At 60.1% G+C, this 17,790-nt stretch carries 13 protein-coding genes and 1 pseudogene; 13 read left to right on the top strand and 1 reads right to left on the bottom strand.

The window, feature by feature from the left end; all coding sequences use genetic code 11:
- Window positions 1-41: 41 nt before the first annotated feature.
- From VL15_RS08885 to VL15_RS39825, 13 genes and pseudogenes are all read left to right on the top strand, one after another.
- A complete protein-coding gene (locus VL15_RS08885; RefSeq protein WP_230684387.1) occupies window positions 42-1,217 on the top strand; it encodes a hypothetical protein in 1,176 nt (391 codons plus the stop codon).
- On the top strand, window positions 1,214-4,777 hold the full coding sequence (locus VL15_RS08880) for an ImcF-related family protein (RefSeq protein WP_048244979.1): 3,564 nt from the start codon (window positions 1,214-1,216) through the stop codon (window positions 4,775-4,777). Before VL15_RS08885 ends, VL15_RS08880 begins: the two co-directional genes overlap by 4 nt.
- Window positions 4,774-6,354, top strand: a complete 1,581-nt coding sequence (gene tssA / locus VL15_RS08875) for a type VI secretion system protein TssA (protein ID WP_048244977.1) — start codon at window positions 4,774-4,776, stop codon at window positions 6,352-6,354. The genes VL15_RS08880 and tssA overlap by 4 nt, the downstream gene beginning before the upstream one ends.
- Window positions 6,355-6,365: 11 nt before the next feature.
- A complete protein-coding gene (gene tssF / locus VL15_RS08870) occupies window positions 6,366-8,180 on the top strand; it encodes a type VI secretion system baseplate subunit TssF (RefSeq protein WP_048244974.1) in 1,815 nt (604 codons plus the stop codon).
- Window positions 8,144-9,274 (top strand): type VI secretion system baseplate subunit TssG, encoded by a 1,131-nt coding sequence (gene tssG / locus VL15_RS08865; protein ID WP_048244972.1) that lies wholly within the window; start codon window positions 8,144-8,146, stop codon window positions 9,272-9,274. The genes tssF and tssG overlap by 37 nt, the downstream gene beginning before the upstream one ends.
- 178 nt (window positions 9,275-9,452) lie before the next feature.
- Window positions 9,453-10,712 carry a TPM domain-containing protein gene (locus VL15_RS08860; RefSeq protein ID WP_048244971.1) on the top strand — a complete coding sequence of 420 codons (1,260 nt, stop codon included), beginning with the start codon at window positions 9,453-9,455 and terminating at the stop codon, window positions 10,710-10,712.
- A 74-nt stretch (window positions 10,713-10,786) separates the two neighbouring features.
- Window positions 10,787-11,401, top strand: a complete 615-nt coding sequence (locus tag VL15_RS08855; protein WP_048244969.1) for a LemA family protein — start codon at window positions 10,787-10,789, stop codon at window positions 11,399-11,401.
- Window positions 11,402-11,456: 55 nt separating this feature from the next.
- A complete protein-coding gene (gene tssJ / locus VL15_RS08850) occupies window positions 11,457-11,987 on the top strand; it encodes a type VI secretion system lipoprotein TssJ (RefSeq protein ID WP_048244967.1) in 531 nt (176 codons plus the stop codon).
- 273 nt (window positions 11,988-12,260) lie between these two features.
- On the top strand, window positions 12,261-12,704 hold the full coding sequence (locus tag VL15_RS08845; RefSeq protein WP_048244965.1) for a T6SS immunity protein Tli3 family protein: 444 nt from the start codon (window positions 12,261-12,263) through the stop codon (window positions 12,702-12,704).
- Between the two features lie 764 nt (window positions 12,705-13,468).
- The gene (locus VL15_RS41830; protein WP_155420166.1) at window positions 13,469-14,263 is read left to right on the top strand and encodes a hypothetical protein; all 795 of its coding nucleotides are present in this window, start codon (window positions 13,469-13,471) and stop codon (window positions 14,261-14,263) included.
- Between the two features lie 98 nt (window positions 14,264-14,361).
- The gene (locus VL15_RS41825) at window positions 14,362-14,904 is read left to right on the top strand and encodes a hypothetical protein (RefSeq protein ID WP_155420165.1); all 543 of its coding nucleotides are present in this window, start codon (window positions 14,362-14,364) and stop codon (window positions 14,902-14,904) included.
- Between the two features lie 432 nt (window positions 14,905-15,336).
- Window positions 15,337-15,387, top strand: a pseudogene (locus tag VL15_RS43760) (hypothetical protein); the annotation flags it as partial.
- Window positions 15,388-15,472: 85 nt separating this feature from the next.
- Window positions 15,473-15,928, top strand: a complete 456-nt coding sequence (locus tag VL15_RS39825; protein WP_268991191.1) for a formate/nitrite transporter family protein — start codon at window positions 15,473-15,475, stop codon at window positions 15,926-15,928.
- Window positions 15,929-16,084: 156 nt separating this feature from the next.
- On the opposite strand, the gene VL15_RS08835 is transcribed toward VL15_RS39825, so the two are convergent.
- A complete protein-coding gene (locus VL15_RS08835; RefSeq protein ID WP_048244961.1) occupies window positions 16,085-17,782 on the bottom strand; it encodes a M4 family metallopeptidase in 1,698 nt (565 codons plus the stop codon).
- Window positions 17,783-17,790: the final 8 nt, after the last annotated feature.

Below are 17,790 nucleotides of genomic sequence, written 5' to 3'. Positions count from 1 at the left end.
TGCCGCCACGGGTAGAGGTACCACCCGCGCCGCAGCCGTCGATGATCGTCTGGACGATCGCGCTAATTCTCGTAATTGGCGTAGGGGCGGCGCTGGCGATCGTGCTCTGGCCCGCGGGCGCGCCGACGAGCACGCTGTGGTTCTGGTTCTGTGTCGCGGGCTACCCGTTCATGGTGTGGGCATTTCTGCTGTGCTCCTGGCTCGGGTATGGCTATGTCCGTCGCAATCAGGCGATTGCGATTAACCGTGTCAGCGATGAGGCAGAACAGGCTTGTCATGCCATGGCGGGCCGGCCAACGACGATACTGGGCCATGCATGGTGCTTTGCCGCGAACGATTCGGAAAACTCGCTCGAAGGAATACTGACCGGAACCGAACTGGCGAAACTACGGCCAAGCGGCGCGGTCCCGGATAGCGAAGTCCATGCACGATGGCTCGACATTCCCGAGATTCGTTTTCAGCCGGGTAACGAACTCGTCGAACATGCCCGCCATCACGCCGTGTGTATGTGGCTGATCGAGCGTCTGATCAACCGTCTCCTGCCGCAGCTCAGCGCTCTTCCACCACACACGAAGCTCCAGGTCGAGCTACATCATCGGTCCAGGCTGAAATCCGACGCTGTCGAGACCCGGCTACGGGAAGTGCTCGCCGAACAAGTGCCTGCATTGAAGGTGGAGGGCGTGGCAGGTGAACACACGATATCGCTCTTCCGGACGGACGCATGGCTTGACAAGCGAGACGTCAACACAGCCCGCTTGCTGTTGGCTATTGAGCTTCGCGATGCAATCAGTGCCATCCTGTCTGACGGTGTTGCAGAGGCGGGCGTCGCCCTGCTCGTTGGGCACCCGCGCCTTACGTCTCCGACCAATCCTGTCAGGCTACGGCTGCATCGGCCAAGCAAAGGCACGCTTGATGTCGCCGCTTCGACGATTGAGCGTGCAGCCCGTTGGGGACAATCCTCGCGCGACAGGCTGCAAACGGTGTGGGTGCATGGCCTGATCGATGACAGTGTGAGTGCGGTTCGGCAAGCCGCATCATTCCCGGATGAGACGCGATGGATCACGCTCGAGACGTCGGTGGGCGACTGTTCAGGCGCAGGGCCGTGGTTGGCCGTCGCCCTTGCCGCAGAAAGTGCTTGGACAACTGGCGATCCTCAATTGGTGCTATGTGGCGAAGGTGAGGAACTGATCGCCCTCATGTGTAGAAAGCAGACATGAACGACAACCAGAACGAAAACAAGACTCGACCAGCCGGCCTCTTCATTGGCATTGCGGCCGTCATCGTCTTCCTTGCGCTCGGTATAGCGATATGGGTGGAAGGGTCTCGTCACGGGTGGTCTCGTGATACCCGGATCATCATCGAACTGTCGCTGTTTTCCACCTTGCTGCTGGTGATCCTGCTGGTCAAGTACTTCGAGGTGGTGCTTCTGGGGATCGCCTCGCTGAGAGCGTCCCGCTGGTTTGCCCGTTACGACACTGGCAAACGCGCTGCGTCCGTTGACCACGACGATCAGGGCCAACCGCCGGGACAAGCCGACCGAGCTGCGGCACTTCGCAATGTCCTGCGCGACCGCAACGGCTGGCGCTGGCGCTACCGCGAACGATGGGTACTCGTCGCCGGCGACGTACCGCTAGTGAAGCGTCTGGCACCGGGGCTCATCGACAGGGGATATCTGATCACCGGCGACACGATCCTGCTGTACGCCAGGCAAACCCGCGACACGCTCGAGACCGAATGGCTCGACCAGATCCGCCGCCTGCGCCGCCGTCGCCCGATCGACGCAATTGTGGCGGTGACCCGTAACCGCAGTTCGGCCAATACGCCGTTCGATACCGACGAACTCGCCCAACGGCTTGCGCGCTACCCGCGTGCCCTGCGCTGGGCTGCGCCCGCGTATCTGCTCAACGTCACCGATTTCGGCAGCGTGACGTCGAGTCCCGACGAGGCGATCGCCTTGACATGGTCCAACGCACGCGTAAGCGCGAACGAGATCGACACGTCACTGCAAGACCTCACCTGCAACCTGGCGGACGCCGGTGTCGTACGCCTGACGAAGGATGCGGATGACCGTTACCCCGCCGAGCTGTCGCAGCATATTTCGAACCTTCGTAGTGCGCTGTCAGGTCTGGTACTGCAAACTTCCCAGTCACGTGTATGGCGGCACGCGGTCCACGGGCTCCTTTTCGCACCGCTGTTCAAGGAACGGGAGCTGGTGCCATCGCTGCCCGCCGAAGCGAACGACGACGAACCGCCGGCCGGACCTCAACACCGAACGATCTGGCAGACCGTCGCCGAGCACAGCCGCAAGATCCACGGTCGCCGCGTTGGCTTCTCGTTGTCGACGACCGCAGCATGGTTCACGACCGCCCTTGTCGGCTGCTGGATCGGCGGCACGATGCTGTCGGGATTCGTCAACCGTGCAACGATCCGGAACGCAGCCGATACGGTCGCGCAGCTATCCGCTGTCCAGGATCGCACGCAGGCCCTGCAAACCCTCAACGGTCTTGACCGGCAAATCGATACGCTGGAAGTCCATCAGCGTGAAGGCGCACCGTGGCCGGCGCGGTTCGGTCTGAACCGCGACAACGCGCTGCTCGATGCACTCTGGCCGAGCTACGCCAATGCGGCAAACCGCATCCTCGTTGTACCGATCCGCCAGAAGCTCGAGGCGCATCTACACCAGCTTGCATCACTGTCGGACGCCGAGATCGCCGGCGGCGGCAATACGCAGGTGCAGGCCGCGTACGACACGCTGAAGGCTTACCTGATGCTCGCGAAGCCCGAACGCGCGGTCGCTGCATTCCTGACCCCGCAACTCGTTGCGACCGCCGCCCCCGAACGCCCTGCGAACTCGCCCCTGTCGTCCGGCGCCTGGGAAGACCTGCGCCAGCACACGATTGCCTTCTTTGCGGGCCATCTCGGCCGCGACACCACGTCGAACATCTCCGCGCTCGCGATCGTGCCAGACGGCAACCTGATTGCCTCGGCCCGCCAGACGGTGATTGGCGTGCGCGGCATCCAGAACTCCAAGGACGCGCTCTATCAGCAGATCATCGATGAAGCGACGCCCAAGTATCCGCCAATCTCCCTCGCGACACTGCTCGGCGACACGACGAGTCGTGGCCTGTTCAACACGACGGCGACTGTTCCCGGCGTGTTCACGCGCACCGCGTGGGACGAACGGATCGCGAAGGCGATCGATGACGCCAGCACCCAGCGCGACGTCTCGGGCGACTGGGTGCTGTCCGACGCCAAGAGCGGCAACCAGACGCCGTCTACGCTGAAAGCCGAGCTGCGCCAGCGCTACTTCGACGATTATGCGCGTGCGTGGGCGCTGTTCCTTAACAGCCTGCGGTGGCAATCCGCGCCGACGTTGTCGGCCACGGCCGACCAGTTGACGTTGCTGGGCGACCCGCAACGCTCGCCGCTCGTCGCGCTGATGAACGTGATTGTTTATCAGGCGGGAGCGGGCGCGAACACGCAGTCACTTTCCGATAGCCTGATCAACAAGGCACAGCAGCTTGTCGGCGCGGACGAGAAAGATCCGTCAAAACAGGTCCAGCCGCAGCTTGCGCCGCTCGCAACGGCCTTTGGACCGATCTTGCGCTTGACCGGCAGCGATCTGGTGTCCGGCGCCCAATCCAACGACAAGGCCGCGGCGCAACTGGCTGCGACAGGGGACCTCAGTCTCGCTCGCTACCTCGAACGGGTCACCGCCATGCGCCTCAAGGCGTCGCAAATCGTCTCCGGCGCCGATCCGGACGCGATTGCCCGTCTCGCCGCGCAATCGGTCCTGCAAGGCAAGACGTCGGACATTTCGGACAGTCGCGACTACGCGAGCCGTGTGGCCGCAAGTCTGGGCGAGCAGTGGGCCGGCTTCGGCGAGCTTTTTCGGACGCCGTTCGACCAGGCATGGCAGGTCGTCGTGCAGCCAGCCGCGTCGAGCCTGAACGAAATCTGGCGCACTGCGATCGTGGCGGACTGGAACAAGGCGTTCGGCGGCCGCTATCCGTTCTCTGACTCGGACAACGACGCGTCGCTACCTGAAATGGCACGCTTCATGCGGCCCGACAACGGCGTGATTGCGCAGTTCGTCACGACTCAACTCGCCGGTGTGGTCGAGCGGCAAGGCGACCGGTGGGTCGCCGCGCAGGGTGCTGACCACGGTGCATTGACGATCGATCCGAGCTTCCTCAGCAGCCTGAATAAGCTGACCCGCGTCTCGACCGTGCTGTTCCCATCCGGAGATGCACGCGTGCGGTACGAACTGCAGGCCGTGCCGACACCGGGTGTGACCGACATGAAATTCGTGCTGTCCGGACGCGAGTTGCGCTACTTCAACCAGAAGCAGGAATGGGTGCCGTTCGAGTGGCCGGGCCAGTCGCTCGAAAACCTGTCTCACATCGAATGGCAGACCGAGCAGGGCGGCTTACGGTCAGCGCTCGATTCGCAGGGCCGGTTCGGCTTGATCCGGCTGCTGGAGCGCGCGAATGTGTCGTCGCAGGACAGCGCACGCTATTTGCTGACGTGGACACCCGATACGAGCCAGGGCATTCCGCTCAAGGTGCAGCTGCGCAGCGAGGCCGGTGCGGGTCCGCTCGACGTGCTGCAACTGCGCAACTTCACGCTGCCGACGCGGATTTTCCTGACGGGTTCCGCGAAGTCGGGAGCGAAGCTCTCGTCCGCGAATCCGCCGCCGCTGCCGCGGTCGATGATCGAAGCGGCCAAACACGCCGCGATGCCGCTTCCACGTGGCGCGTTGCCGGAGGTCGAATGAAACTGGGGGGACTGTTCAAGGGTCTTTTCCCTGCTCGCGAAGACGCCGAGCAGTTGGTACGTGCGCGGCTCGATGCGTGGAATGCGTGGCTGCTCCCGCTCTCGGGTGACAGCGGTGTGGGTCGCGATCCGGGCTACGAAGACGTGTTCTTCGAGCTTCGCGAAGAAACGCAAAAGATTTCCGGCATCGACGACGGGTTGATCGTCAGGTCCTGCGAGCATTTGATCAAGGAAATCGGCAAGGATCTGCGTCTGGCCGGGTACTTCGCGTTCGCGCGACTGCGTCAGGAAGGCACCGCTGGCTTCGCGGACGGGCTCGAATTGGCGGCCGCGCTCGTGGACCGATTCGGAGAGGCCGTCCTGCCCACGCGCGTCGAGGCAAAGAAGGGCGCGCTCGAAATGTTGGCCACCGCACGCGTGATCGAGTTGCTCGACAGCCGCGGTGCATTTGCGCCGGCCGACCTAGAGCGTGCGCTCGCCGCGCTCGACGTGCTGGTAGCCGCCACGAGCGCGTGGCCCGAAGCCGCGCGTCCGAACCTGCAACCACTCGTCTCCCGCTTCGAGCGCAAAGGCGAACCTGCCCGCGGGGCGGAATCGGAAACCGTCGCGATAGCAAGTGCGATCGTCTCAACGACGCCCGTCGCCATCGCCTCCGCACGCGATCTGCTCGATCAGGCACGCACGATGGCGGTCTGGCTGCGTGACCAGGAGAACGGCTACCTGCCGTCGGTCCGACTCGTGCGCTGCATCCGCTGGGACACGCTGCATGAGGTGCCGCCGGCGGATACCGCAACCCGCACGCGCCTCGTCCCGCCACGCGCCGAGCTGCGCCAGCAAATGAAACGACTTGTGTTGCAGAAGCAATGGCACGAGTTGCTCGAGCGCGTCGAGGGTGCGTTCATGGAAGGCGTGAACCACCTTTGGTTCGACCTCCAGTATTTCCAGCACGTCGCCCTCGATCACGCCGGGATGCCGTACAACACGTGCCGCGAACTGCTGCGCGCGGACTTCGCGCTGTTCCTCGAACGGCTGCCCGGCATCGAGCGGCTGGCATTCAACGACGGCACACCGTTCGCCGACGACACGACGCTCGAATGGATCGCACGACACGCGGTCGTGCGCGATCTCGAAGCGGGCGAAGTTGTCGCGCCGTTGCCGGTGTCTGCCGATTGCGAAGGCAATGCCGGCGACTGGCCGGAAATCGAAGCGCAGGCGCGGGAACTGGCCGGGCGCGAAGGCGTGGAAACCGCATTCGCGTGGCTCGAAGCGCTGCCGGGCATGAGGACCGATCGCCACCGCTACCTGCAACGGCTCGTGATGGCGCGCCTTGCCGATCATGCCGGCCGCCCGGATACGGCACTGGCACTGCTTGCCGAGCTCGACACGTCATCCCGGTCGCTGCCGCTGATGCGCTGGGAGCCGGCGCTGGTCTTCGAGGTCAAGCAACAACTGGTTCGTGCGTTGAAAGCAATAAGCAACCGCAAGGACGCCGACAAACCGACACTCGCTCGCCGCATCGGCGAACTGCAGGCGGAACTGACCGTGCTCGATCCGGCGCGCGCACTGACTCTCTCATAACAAGTATTACGATGGAAAATGACGACCCGATCCTGCGCTACTACGAAGCGGAAATGCGCTACCTGCGCGAGTCCGGCAAGGAATTCGCGAAGGCGCATCCTGACCGCGCGCGCTTGCTGAACCTCGATCGCGTCGGCGATCGCGACCCCTACGTCGAGCGATTGTTCGAAGGTTTCGCGTTCCTGACCGGTCGGCTTCGCCAGAAGCTCGACGACGAGCTACCGGAACTGACGGAAGGGCTGGTCAGCCTGCTATGGCCGCATTACCTGCGGATGATCCCGTCGCTGTCGGTCGTCGAGCTTGTCCCGCTTGCGGAAAAGCTTCAAAGAACCGAAGTCGTGCCGGCGGGCGTGCCGGTGCGCTCCGCCCTGATCGCCGTACCCCCCGCAAACGATGCCGAAGGCACGACGTCGAAAACGGTGCAGTGCGTTTACCGAACCACGCAAGCCGTCGCACTGCAGCCGATCACGATCACGCATGCCGGACCGGCGGTGCGCCACGACGGCCGCTCTGTGATCCGCCTCGGGTTCGCGCTCGACGGCTCGGCACGTCGCAAAGAGACTGACTTGTCGCGGTTGCGCCTGCACTTGAGTGCGGATCTGCCGACAGCGTTTGCGATGCACCTTGCACTCACGCGCCAGATCGACACCATCCACTGGCGCATTCCGGAAATCCGCGATGGCGAAGCGCTGCCGCTTGCGGGTGTCACGATCGAGCCGGCCGGCTTCTCGCCCGAAGAACGGTTGTGGCCGAAGGCCGATACGGCGTTCTCGGGTTACCAGCTGCTGCTCGAATACTTTACGTTCCGCGAAAAATTCCTGTTCGTCGACCTGTGCGGACTGGATATCACGAAGCTCCCCGAAAGCTCGACCCGTTTCGAGCTGGAGATCGTGCTGAAGTACGCTTATCCATCGGACCAGCGCTTCAGCGCGGAGAACGTGCGACTGTTCTGTTCTCCCGTGATCAACCTGTTCGAACTGGATGCAGAGCCGATCCAGATCGACCATCACGAAACTGAATACCGCGTGGTGCCGGCAGGCCATCAAGGCGAGCATGTCGAAACGTATTCGGTCGACGCGATCGAGGCATTCGACCACGAAACGGCCGAACGGTACGAATACGTGCCGTTCGCCACGTTCCGGCATCGCGGCGGCATGCTGCGCCATGAGGCACCGGAGCGGTATTTCCACACGCGGGTGAGGCCGGGCGTCTCCGGACTTCACGAGACGTGGGTGATTCTCGGCGGTCACGCCTGGGAAACGATGCAGACCTTGCCGGAAGAAAGCCTGTCGCTGCGTGTGACAGGAACGAACGGGCTGTTGCCGCGCAAAGGATTGCGGGAAGCGAGCCTCAACGAACTCGCGACCAGCACGCAGAACGTCGCCGGCGTGCGCAATCTCGTGTCGCCAACACTGCCGCTGTATCCGCCGACGGAAGATCGCTTCCAGTGGCGCGTGCTGTCTCATCTGGCGCCGAACTTCCTGTCGATGATGAACGCGGAAGTGCTGCGCGGAGCGCTCGCGCTTTACGACTGGACGGACGACGAACTCAACCGTCGGAGGCTCGTGGGCATTCTGCGGGTGTCGCAGGAACTGATCGAGGAAGTGTCCGGTGGTTCGGTCGAGCGTGGCGTACTGATCGAGGTTACGCTCGACAGCCACGCGTTTTCAGGTGAGGGCGACGTGATGTTGTTCGGTGAGTTGCTGCATCGGTTCTTCGCGCTCTACGCCGACATCAATCTGTTCACGAAGCTCGCGATCGTCAGCCTGCCGTCGCAGGCCCGCGTCGAATGGCCACGCAGCAAGGCCGGGCGGGCACCGCTATGAAGCCTCGCGATCTCCCCAATCTCGATCCGCTGTTCGCGTCGCTGTTGGCGCGCGCACCACGCATGAACTTCATGCAGCTGTGCCGGTTGCTCGAAGTCCGTATGCCTGACCTCCCGGGGTTCGGTGCGCGGGACACCCCAGAGCATGATCCGGTGCGATTCCGACCGCGGCCGCGCATGGGCTTCCCCACCGGCGAAGTTGCGTCGGTCGAGTTCGACGACGAACAGCCTGACGCGCCGCCGACCGTGCGCACGACGTTCATGGGTCTGTACGGCGTCGACGCAGCGATGCCTTCGCACATGCTTGACGAGATCGTGCTGCGTGAGGAAGGGCACGAGGTGGTCGAAGCATTTCTCGACCAGTTCAATCACCGGTACGTCACGCTGCTGTATCGCGCCTGGCAGAAGTACCGCTATCCGGAGCACTTCAGGCCCGGCGGTGTCGATGCGCATTCGCGCAGTCTGCTGTGTCTGGCCGGGTTCGGCTGGGGTGACAAGCCGAAGCGTGCCGGCCTGCCTGATTCACGGATGCTGGCGCTGCTGGGGCTCTTGATTCAGCGCACCCGCACCCCGGAAGGGTTGGCCGGCGTCGTCGCGTTGGCGATACCGCGCGTCGGTGTGCGGGTCGACGAGTTCTGGCCTGTCACGACGTCGACCGGCCGACCTCAGCCGCTCACTTCGACCGGCGATGCGATCGGCGCGCCGGAAAGCGGGAAGCGCGGCGGTCTGGGAGGCGGTTATGTACTGGGCAAACGCATGGCGTATCGCAGCCGGGCGGTGCGCGTGACGCTGCATCCCGCCGATGCGGAACAGGCACATGGCCTGCTACCCGGCGGGACGCTGCATCGCGATCTGATGGCTTATCTGCAGTTGTATGTGGGTGTCAAAGCCGATGTGCACGTGCGCATGGAAGTGTCGTCGCGCTACGCACCGGAACCCGCGATCGGTCGGGGCAATGCCGGTCCGGCGCCGCGGCTTGGCTGGACTACCGTGCTGCCGGCTGAAGAGGAGCGTGTCGTCAATATTCCGCTCGGCGTCTACGAAGCGTTCGCCGCGCCCGGGCCCAATCCACACCTTGCCGCAGCACACGCTTGACAGGAAACATGCCATGACCGTCCGATTCACAACGTCAGCGACTGCTTTGGTCTTACTGCGATCAGTGGGTGCCTCATGGCTGGCCCGCTGGCCGGCTGGCTTGTGGCGCAGTTGCAGGGCAACACATTTCCTTCCGGTTACGGGGCTCCGGCGTAAGGCCGCCGGAAATCGAGCGTGGATGCTCGTCCTCGCGTCGCTTGCGATCGCGACGTCGCTGACGACGGCCAACGCTACGGCAACCAATTCTCCATCAACCGCGTCGGGCGTAACCGCCAAGCCATCGCCGGATGTCTGTACGCACGCCGGCATGGCCGGAATTGCCCCCGTCATTGAAAGCAAGGACGGAATACCGATACTGCAAGGCAGGGTGACGGATACCGGTGACGTGCTGACCGAATCGTGCAAGGCATACCTGACTGGACGTCTCGACGACCTCGAACGGACGACGAGTGTCCAGTTGGCGGTGCTGGTCGTGCCGTCGATTGGACAGAATTCGATAGAGCAATTCGCCTCCACGGTTTTCGAGAAATGGAAGCTCGGCCAACGGAACGTCGACAACGGAATCCTGTTGGTGGCAGCGATACAGGATCGCCGCGTTCGAATCGAGGTGGGGTACGGGCTCGAAGGAACGCTCCCTGACGTTGTTGTCGGCGAGATCATCCATGACCGCATCGTCCCGGCATTTCGTGCGGGCAAGATCGAAACTGGGCTTAGCCTGGCAGTCGACGCGTTGGCAAACCGGCTTGCTTCGCCATTGCCAGAATCCGCATCAGGCTTGAAGGACGGACGGAAACCGGCATCAAACGAATCGAGCCCGTTACCGGGCGATTCTTTCTCGCTCTGGCTCGGGCTGGCGAACATTGTCGCTGGCATTGCCGCGGCAAGGTACTGGCCGCGGTGGCCAACCGTTTTATCGTCAAGTTATGCATTGACGGTGCTCGCCATGATCGTCGTCTTGCTGCTGGATCCGATGGAACTGGACATGGTGGGCACAGTCCTTCTCGTTTTCATGGTGTCGGCGTTGATGGGGCCACTCGCGTGTTTGCTCGGCTGGGGATTGCAAACCTGTATCGCACGATGCATTGGATTCTTTCGCAACGATGGCATTCGGAAGTCATGGTCATCCGTGGTGGAGGTGTATCAAGGCTCCGTGCTGATTCATCGAGGTATCGCGATCGCCGGTGTAACGCTACTGGTTCTGTTTCTTCTCGGCCTCGCAGTTGGCTTGTCGGTCGAGGACACGTTGATCCTGATCGGGCTGCTCGTGCTCGGTGTGCTGCTGATCTGTTTGTATCTCTTCGCTACGTTTGCAGGCAATTCGTCGTCGACATCCAGCTCCACGGGAAGATCGAGTTCCAGTTCCGGTTCGCCCGCATCAGACACGTTTTCCGGAAGGGGCGGATCAAGCGGGGGCGGTGGTGCATCGGGAAATTGGTAAGCAGCACAATCATCTCAACGAAGGTCGCACATCACACAATCGCGCTGTTCGGGGCATTTGAAATGAAAGACAAAATGAAGTCACTTTGGATCCTGGTACTTGGGTCGGTAGTTGTTTTGCTCGGAGGGTGCAGCTACAACGCCATCCAGTCAACGGACGAGGCGGTAGATGCTGCCTGGTCCGAGGTGCTCAATCAATACCAACGCCGCGCAGATCTTGTGCCCAACCTCGCGGCGGCGGTCAAGGGATATGCGTCGCATGAGGAAAGGGTTTTGCTGGAGGTCACTGACGCCCGGGCCCGCGTCGGCGGTATCCAGATCACGCCCGAGATGGCAAAGGAACCAGCCGCACTAGCGGCATTCGATCGGCGTCAAGGCGAGCTATCGGGCGCACTGAGTCGATTGATGATGGTCTCCGAGCGGTATCCCGACCTGAAGGCGGACAAGGTTTTCCGGGACTTGCAGGTTCAATTGGAGGGAAACGAGAACCGGATCGCCGTCGCGCGCGGCCGCTATATCCGAACCGTTCAAGCCTATAACGTCCAGATCCGGAAATTCCCTGGCGTGCTGATCGCAAAGGCGTTCGACTATCAACCGAGACCAAACTTCAGTGTGGCGAACGAGGCGGCCATTTCGAAAGCGCCAGTGATCGATTTCACTTCCAATGCGTCGAGCGTTGCGGGACAGTAGCCCGTCGCCGCCGAACAGGAAGACAACTCACAACACGCCTATTTAAGGAGTGTCAATGTCAATTCGTTTCGTAGTTTCGATTGCTGCTTCCGTCGTGCTCCTGTCCGCATGCGGCGCGTGGCAATCCGTTTCCGACGCCTCGTCAAGCGCGTATCACGCGGTGTTCTTCAAGCAAGTGAAGGTGCTCAACGTCGATCTGTCTGCTCGCGAGGCATTGAACCCCGACGACGCAGGCCGCGCGACTTCAGTCGTCGTACGTGTATACCAGTTGAAGGATCGCAAGATGTTCGATGGCGCGTCCTACGAGGACTTGTTGAAGAACGATCGGATCGTCCTCGCCCAGGACATGCAGGCGAGCGTCGCTTCCGTGCTGAATCCAGGTGCGTCGGCCAGCCTCACGCAGCCAATGCAGGCAGACACGAAATATGTCGCGATCGTCGCCTTCTACCGCAACCCTGGCAATGGCGACGGCTGGAAATACGTGATCGACAAGAAAAAGCTCAACGCGGACAAACCGCTGAAGCTCGAGCTCGTTGACCAGTTGCTCGTTGCTGCAGGAGGGGAGCCGAAGAGCGCCTCTCGATAAGCAAACGTCAATGGGATCTCTGTGAGACACGATCGATGAAAAGGTCGTGGCGTGACCTGATGCCCTCGCTCGACGCTTCTGCCCGATTGCAGAGGCACGAATGATATGAACGAGATCTCGCGATTGGATATTCAAATTATGTGACGCTCGATAGATTTTTGAACCGTTCACCGTAGTATGTGGTAGCGCCGTGGGTTCCTGGCTTAGACGATTACGTCAAATTTTTGCGCGCTATCAGTCCATCTTCGCCGAGTCGACCAACAGGAGTTCGCTTTGAGTTACGAAGCAACCGATAAAATTACGACGTGCGCCAGCACGAAGCCACACCAATTCTATTATCTTGACGTGCCGCAGGCGAAGAGCGCCGCACTAGCGGACGTGCTCGATTTTCACGGCGTGCGAGCAATCGGCGAACCGACGAAATACGTTACTCGTGAAGGCATCCGTCAGCAGCTCGGACGTGGGGACGTGGAAAATTACCAAGGTAATCTGATTAATGCCGACCCCACCGGCAAGAATTTGGTTTTCCCAGCTTCGGCGCCGCCGCATTTTGCGACCAATGATCGCGGATGGACTGCTGAACTGATGTACTCGACGGATGGTGGAAAGACCTTTGTCGCTATGAATTATATGGAGCACAGCTTCGACCCGTTCGAAGACTTAAATGACTATGTGATCGCGGCAACCCGAGATAAACTATTTGTCGCTAAAAAATAGCAATACAGGATCGATCGCCCTGATTTCGATCTTATGGTCGATCAGTATCCACTCGATCCAGCTGTTGATCTTCGCAAACCTTTACCGCCGGGTTTTCATTCGGATGGAGCATGAGCGCCAAAGAATAAATTAATGCCGAACGGACTTCGCACACCCTCTAGCCAGAACCAATTTCCCTGTGACCCGTCGATCAAGCCGACGAATCCAGACGCGCAGTTGGTCCCATAAGGAGTTGCGTTCCCCGAGCGCTATGAGCAACATCATTCGTATAGGGTGAATAGTCGTATGTTGCGCGCGGGCGTGAGGGAGCAAGAATACACGGCCGGGATCGTCGATGCGAAACAGGTGGTGAACCAACGGTGGTTCAGCCGAGGCGCGGTGGACGAGCGGAGGATCGCACTGCGATGGACTCCATTTATCGGGCTCGTTGTCGCGGAACTTTTCACGTGGGGCTTCTCACCTGTACGACATCGGCACCGACGTCCGTTCTCCGATTCACGGACTGCGACGCGGGGAGCGAGTTGCACCGCCATCAGATAGAGCTTGTCGGGAATAACCCTAGACTGATTGCGGATACTGGATGATGGTTCTGGAGTGACAGGGAGATTGGTTCGATTGCTGAAAATCCAACGACCACCGGAGACGAGGGCGTCAAAAAATTACTCACCCAATAAACCCCGGATACAAAGATCTTTCTGAACGACAGCGGTTAAAAAGAGAGATTTCCACCAAATTCAAACAAGACTTTTCATCGGAGTGTACTGATGATTAAGAATTATTTTTTCTTGTTGATCGCACTCGCAAGCTGCCCGGCATGCGCAAAGAATACGTGCACCGATATTCACGGTGTACAGAGTTACCCGCCGCTGAGCATAAAGAGTGGAACAATCTGCTTTGTTCGAGAGCAGGCATTGGATCCGAAGACTGGGGAACAAGTCGGCACGGAGGCGATTTCCTTGTATTACATCGCGAATGAAAAATCCCCTTTAAGGGCCGAAGGTCGTGGGCTACTCTATGATGATACACCTGGTGAAATTGTTGACGCATTTTCATTCAAAATCAATGAAGATTATCGAGAAAAAATCTTCGTAATCCACTCAATGACAGTGCGAAACTCTCTCGCGGAACCAAATTCGTCTGGAAAATTCTACTCTGTCGATGTTTTTGATCTGACCGGGAACGTCTTACGTCGTAATGAGCGCGCTTCCAATTGGTTTGGAACGGGTTATAGCTTCATATTAGATCGAACGGAAGTAGTATACAATTTTCCTTGCCAGTCAAGACTGGACGTTCGGCGGGCAATAAATTCGCCTTTCGCCTCCCTGATGAGCGGGGACGATAATATTCCTGTTCGATTGAAGTTTAAAAGCCACCTGTTCGAATTACCCAACATTAGCGACAAGACAAGAAAATTTCTGATCGAAGGAGATCGGCTTACAGTTGAAAAGGTTACAGCAGGATGGTGTCAAGTTAACTACTCAGAAGGCTCGAGGCCACTAGATATGTGGTTAATGTGCTCTTCACTTGAAGTTGAAGATCGTGCGAAGAATGTAGATTGATATTTTATTTATCGGAGTCGATCTCGTTCGCAAACTCGACCGGATACTCGAACCTGAAATCGCCGCATAGGCGACTGAATACGGGGTAGCTGCATAGTATGTTTATTTCCAAGTTGTTGGTGGCGGGTGCGACGCTGTTCGTTTTCACCCTCAGCGGATATGGGGCCGAACGCATCGCGAAATGTCTAGTGGTAAATGTAAGAAACAACGTGTTCGATGCATCTGAGTTGATAAAGAATTCTCGAATTTCTATCGAAAACGGACATCTCGGCTATCCGTTGGTTCTCGATTTTTATCGACCAATAAAAGATGGATGTGAAAAAACAGAATTTGCTCGATACACGATTGAAGGAGGCATCCCGATAGTAGAGTCGATATCTTTTATGCTTCTGGATGGCCACGTTAACATTTTTTCCATTGTTGCATGGGATATAAACAATCGCGGCGATGGTACCTATGGAAAGCTTTACCAAGTATACGCTTATAATTTTGATGAAAATGAAGCGCTAGTGGAAAACAAGCGCGTTTCTGAAGACGGCTCAATGACTGGGGTCGAAGGCTATACTGAAGGCCGGGAGTCTAAATTTCGATATAGAACAGCTTCGGATGTAAAGAGATACTGGCGCAGCAAGTCGCGATAGACTTCCGAGTTTAATCTCGCAAACCACTCAAGTGTTAAGCATCGACTCTTGGAGAAAAATATTTTCGACGGAAAAATTCACTCCATTAATAAGCTCTCTTTTCAAAAAATTTAATTGTTGATTTTAGATGAATAGGCAAAAATAATCGATCGACTCATGATCTGAAAAAAATCAACGTCATGAGTAAAATAATTATCTCAATTTTAGGGTGTACGATCGCTGCGATTTCGACCGACGGATGCGCATCTCGACCCCATCCATTTTCCGGCTGGTGGGAATGGAGTAATTGGCGGGCGCCTACATCGGTTTCGGCGACATCCTGATGTTCACCGTCGGAACCCACATCGATCCGGCATACACGCACCCAATCATGGGCGCTGTGCGCTGACGATCGTCGTGTTCGCCGGATCCGAGCTGTTCACCGGCACCGCGATGTACATGCCGTTTTCCGTATTCCGCCGCGACTCCGGGTTGCGCGAGATGGTTGCCGTGTGGGTCGCGAGCTGGATCGGGAACCTGCTCAGCGCACTGACGCTCGCGGTACATCCTGTACGCGGCCGGCGGCGGCGTGCTGCTGACCGACGGTTCCGCGACGTTCTTCAAGGCGGTCGAGCTCAAGATGACGACGCCGGCCGTGCCGTTGTTCGCAAAGGGCCTGACGTGCAACTGGCTCGTGTGCCTCGCGATCTGGATGGCGGCTAGAACGTCGAACGATGGTGCCAAGCTCGGGCTGAGCTTCGCGTTCGTGGCCAGCGGCGTCGAGCAGCGCGTCGCGAACAGGTTCGTCTCTGATCGCGCCGCATCCCGACACAGTCACGCTGGCGGGCGCGATCCACAACGAAGTATTCATGACGCTCGGCAACCTCGCGGGCGGCACGATCTTCATGGGCCTCGGCTACTGGCTGTAGGACGGCGGAATCGGCCATCCGTCGAAAACCACGGGCAGGTTATTGGCGATCAAGCGCACGAACGTGGAGGCGAAGGCAGAATGAAGGGCATGGTCCGACGCGCGCCGCACGGTTGAAACTTTCGCCGATCAGCCACCTGCAATCGCAGGCGGCTGATCAACACGTGCCTGTCTCACGCGAGAAAACCGCGCGATTTCGATCGGTGTGCCTTCCTCCGAAACGAAGTACCGCCACGCGACCCTCCGGCGTTCAACACACCCACACAAGCGCCATCAATTCACCCCGACCGCACTCCACGCGCGCGCGACCGTTGCACTCTCGGCCGAGTTCGCGCCATACAGATCGTTCGCCGCCTGGATCGACGCACGCCGCGCGTTCGGGTAGCTCGAGTTGGCGTTCAGGTACACGGTCAGCGTCCGGTACCAGATCTTGCCGGCCTTCTCGCGGCCCAGGCCGCTGAAGGTCGTGTCGCCATTGCAAACCAGTTGCGTCCTCGACAGACCGGTATCGGTCGACGGCACCACCGGGCCTTCCGACAGCAGGTAGAACAAGCGGTTGCCGACACCCGACGTGAAGTGCGGATCGTGGCGCGGATTCGACCACGAGAAGCCGCCGGACGGATAGCAGCTGAACGACCGGCCATCGAGATCCTGCTTGTACATCTTGCGCAGGCCGCCGCTCACCACGCGCGCGCCGATCACGTAGTTGCCGGGATCGTTCGGGTTGTTCGCGTAGAACTTCACGAGCGTGCCGAAGATGTCCGACGTCGACTCGTTCAGGCCGCCCGCGTCGCCCGAATAGTTCAGGTTGGCGGTGGCCTCGGTCACGCCGTGGCTCATCTCATGACCGGCCACGTCGACCGACACGACCGGCTTCGGCAGGCTCGTGCCCGGCTGGCCGTCGCCGTACACCATGATATGCGACGGCATCCATGCCGCGTTCGCGCCGGTCGTGCCGCTGCCGGTGTCGAACACCACGTGCGCGAAACTCTTCACGCCGCGCCCGTCGTTGAAGATACCGTTGCGGTTGTGCGTCGTCTTGTAGTAGTCCCAAGTTAATGCGAGACCATAATCGATGTCGGTGGCGACGGTCTGCCGGTCGGTGGTCGTGTTGTTGCCCCACACGTTCGTGCTGCTCGTGAAGATCGGCAGGTCGGTCGCTTGCTCGACGTCTTCCGCGATCAGCCCGCGGCCGTCATACACGGAGCCGCTGCCGCGATTCGGATCGAGCATCCGGTACGAGTTCGTGCCGGTCTGGTCGGTGGTCAGCGTCAGCGTGCCGTAGTACAGCGAGCGGCCGGTGCCGGTCGCGGCGGCGGTCTTGATCAGGTCCTGCGCATCGAGCACGGTGCCCGTGCGCGCGTCGACGTAGTACAGCACCGCATCGCCGTGCGCGTCGGTCGACTTGCCGTATACGCGCACCGCATACGCCAGCGTCGGCGTGACGTCGCGTGCGAACACGACGAGTTCTGCTTCGTCGACACGGCGCACGTCCGAATTGAAACGCGCGGCCGCGATGCGCTTGACCCGGGCCGCGCCCACGTCGGGCGCGTTGCGCACCACGAAGCGGTCGCCAACCTTGCCGACCTTGCCGGCGAGATTGACCGGCGCGGGCTGGGTCACGCTCGCTTGCTTCAGTTGCCCCTTGCTCGAATGGACGACGACGTCGCCGCCGATCACGGGCAGCCCCGCATAGAAGCGGTCGAAGCGCACGTGCTCGGTGCCGTCGGGATCGACGATCACGTCGCGGACCTGGAACTGGTCGCCGTCCGTCGGCGCGCCCGCCAGCGGCGCCGCGAATTTCAACGTGCGTGCGGCGCTGCCGGTAGCCAGACTGAAGGCGGACGGGTTCTGCTGGATCAGTTGCAGCGCCTTGTCGACCGCGGCCGACTGGTCGCCGGCTTGGGCAAAAGCGCTGAGACTCGCAAGGGTAATCGCGGTGATGGACAGCAGACGAGACAGTTTCTTCATGTAATCCC

Origin of the sequence: Burkholderia cepacia (assembly GCF_001039005.1) — a bacterium.
In the GTDB taxonomy this organism is placed as follows: Bacteria; Pseudomonadota; Gammaproteobacteria; order Burkholderiales; family Burkholderiaceae; genus Burkholderia; species Burkholderia theae.
Note: the sequence above shows the minus strand (reverse complement) of the source record. Positions and strands in the feature narration are given on the sequence as shown.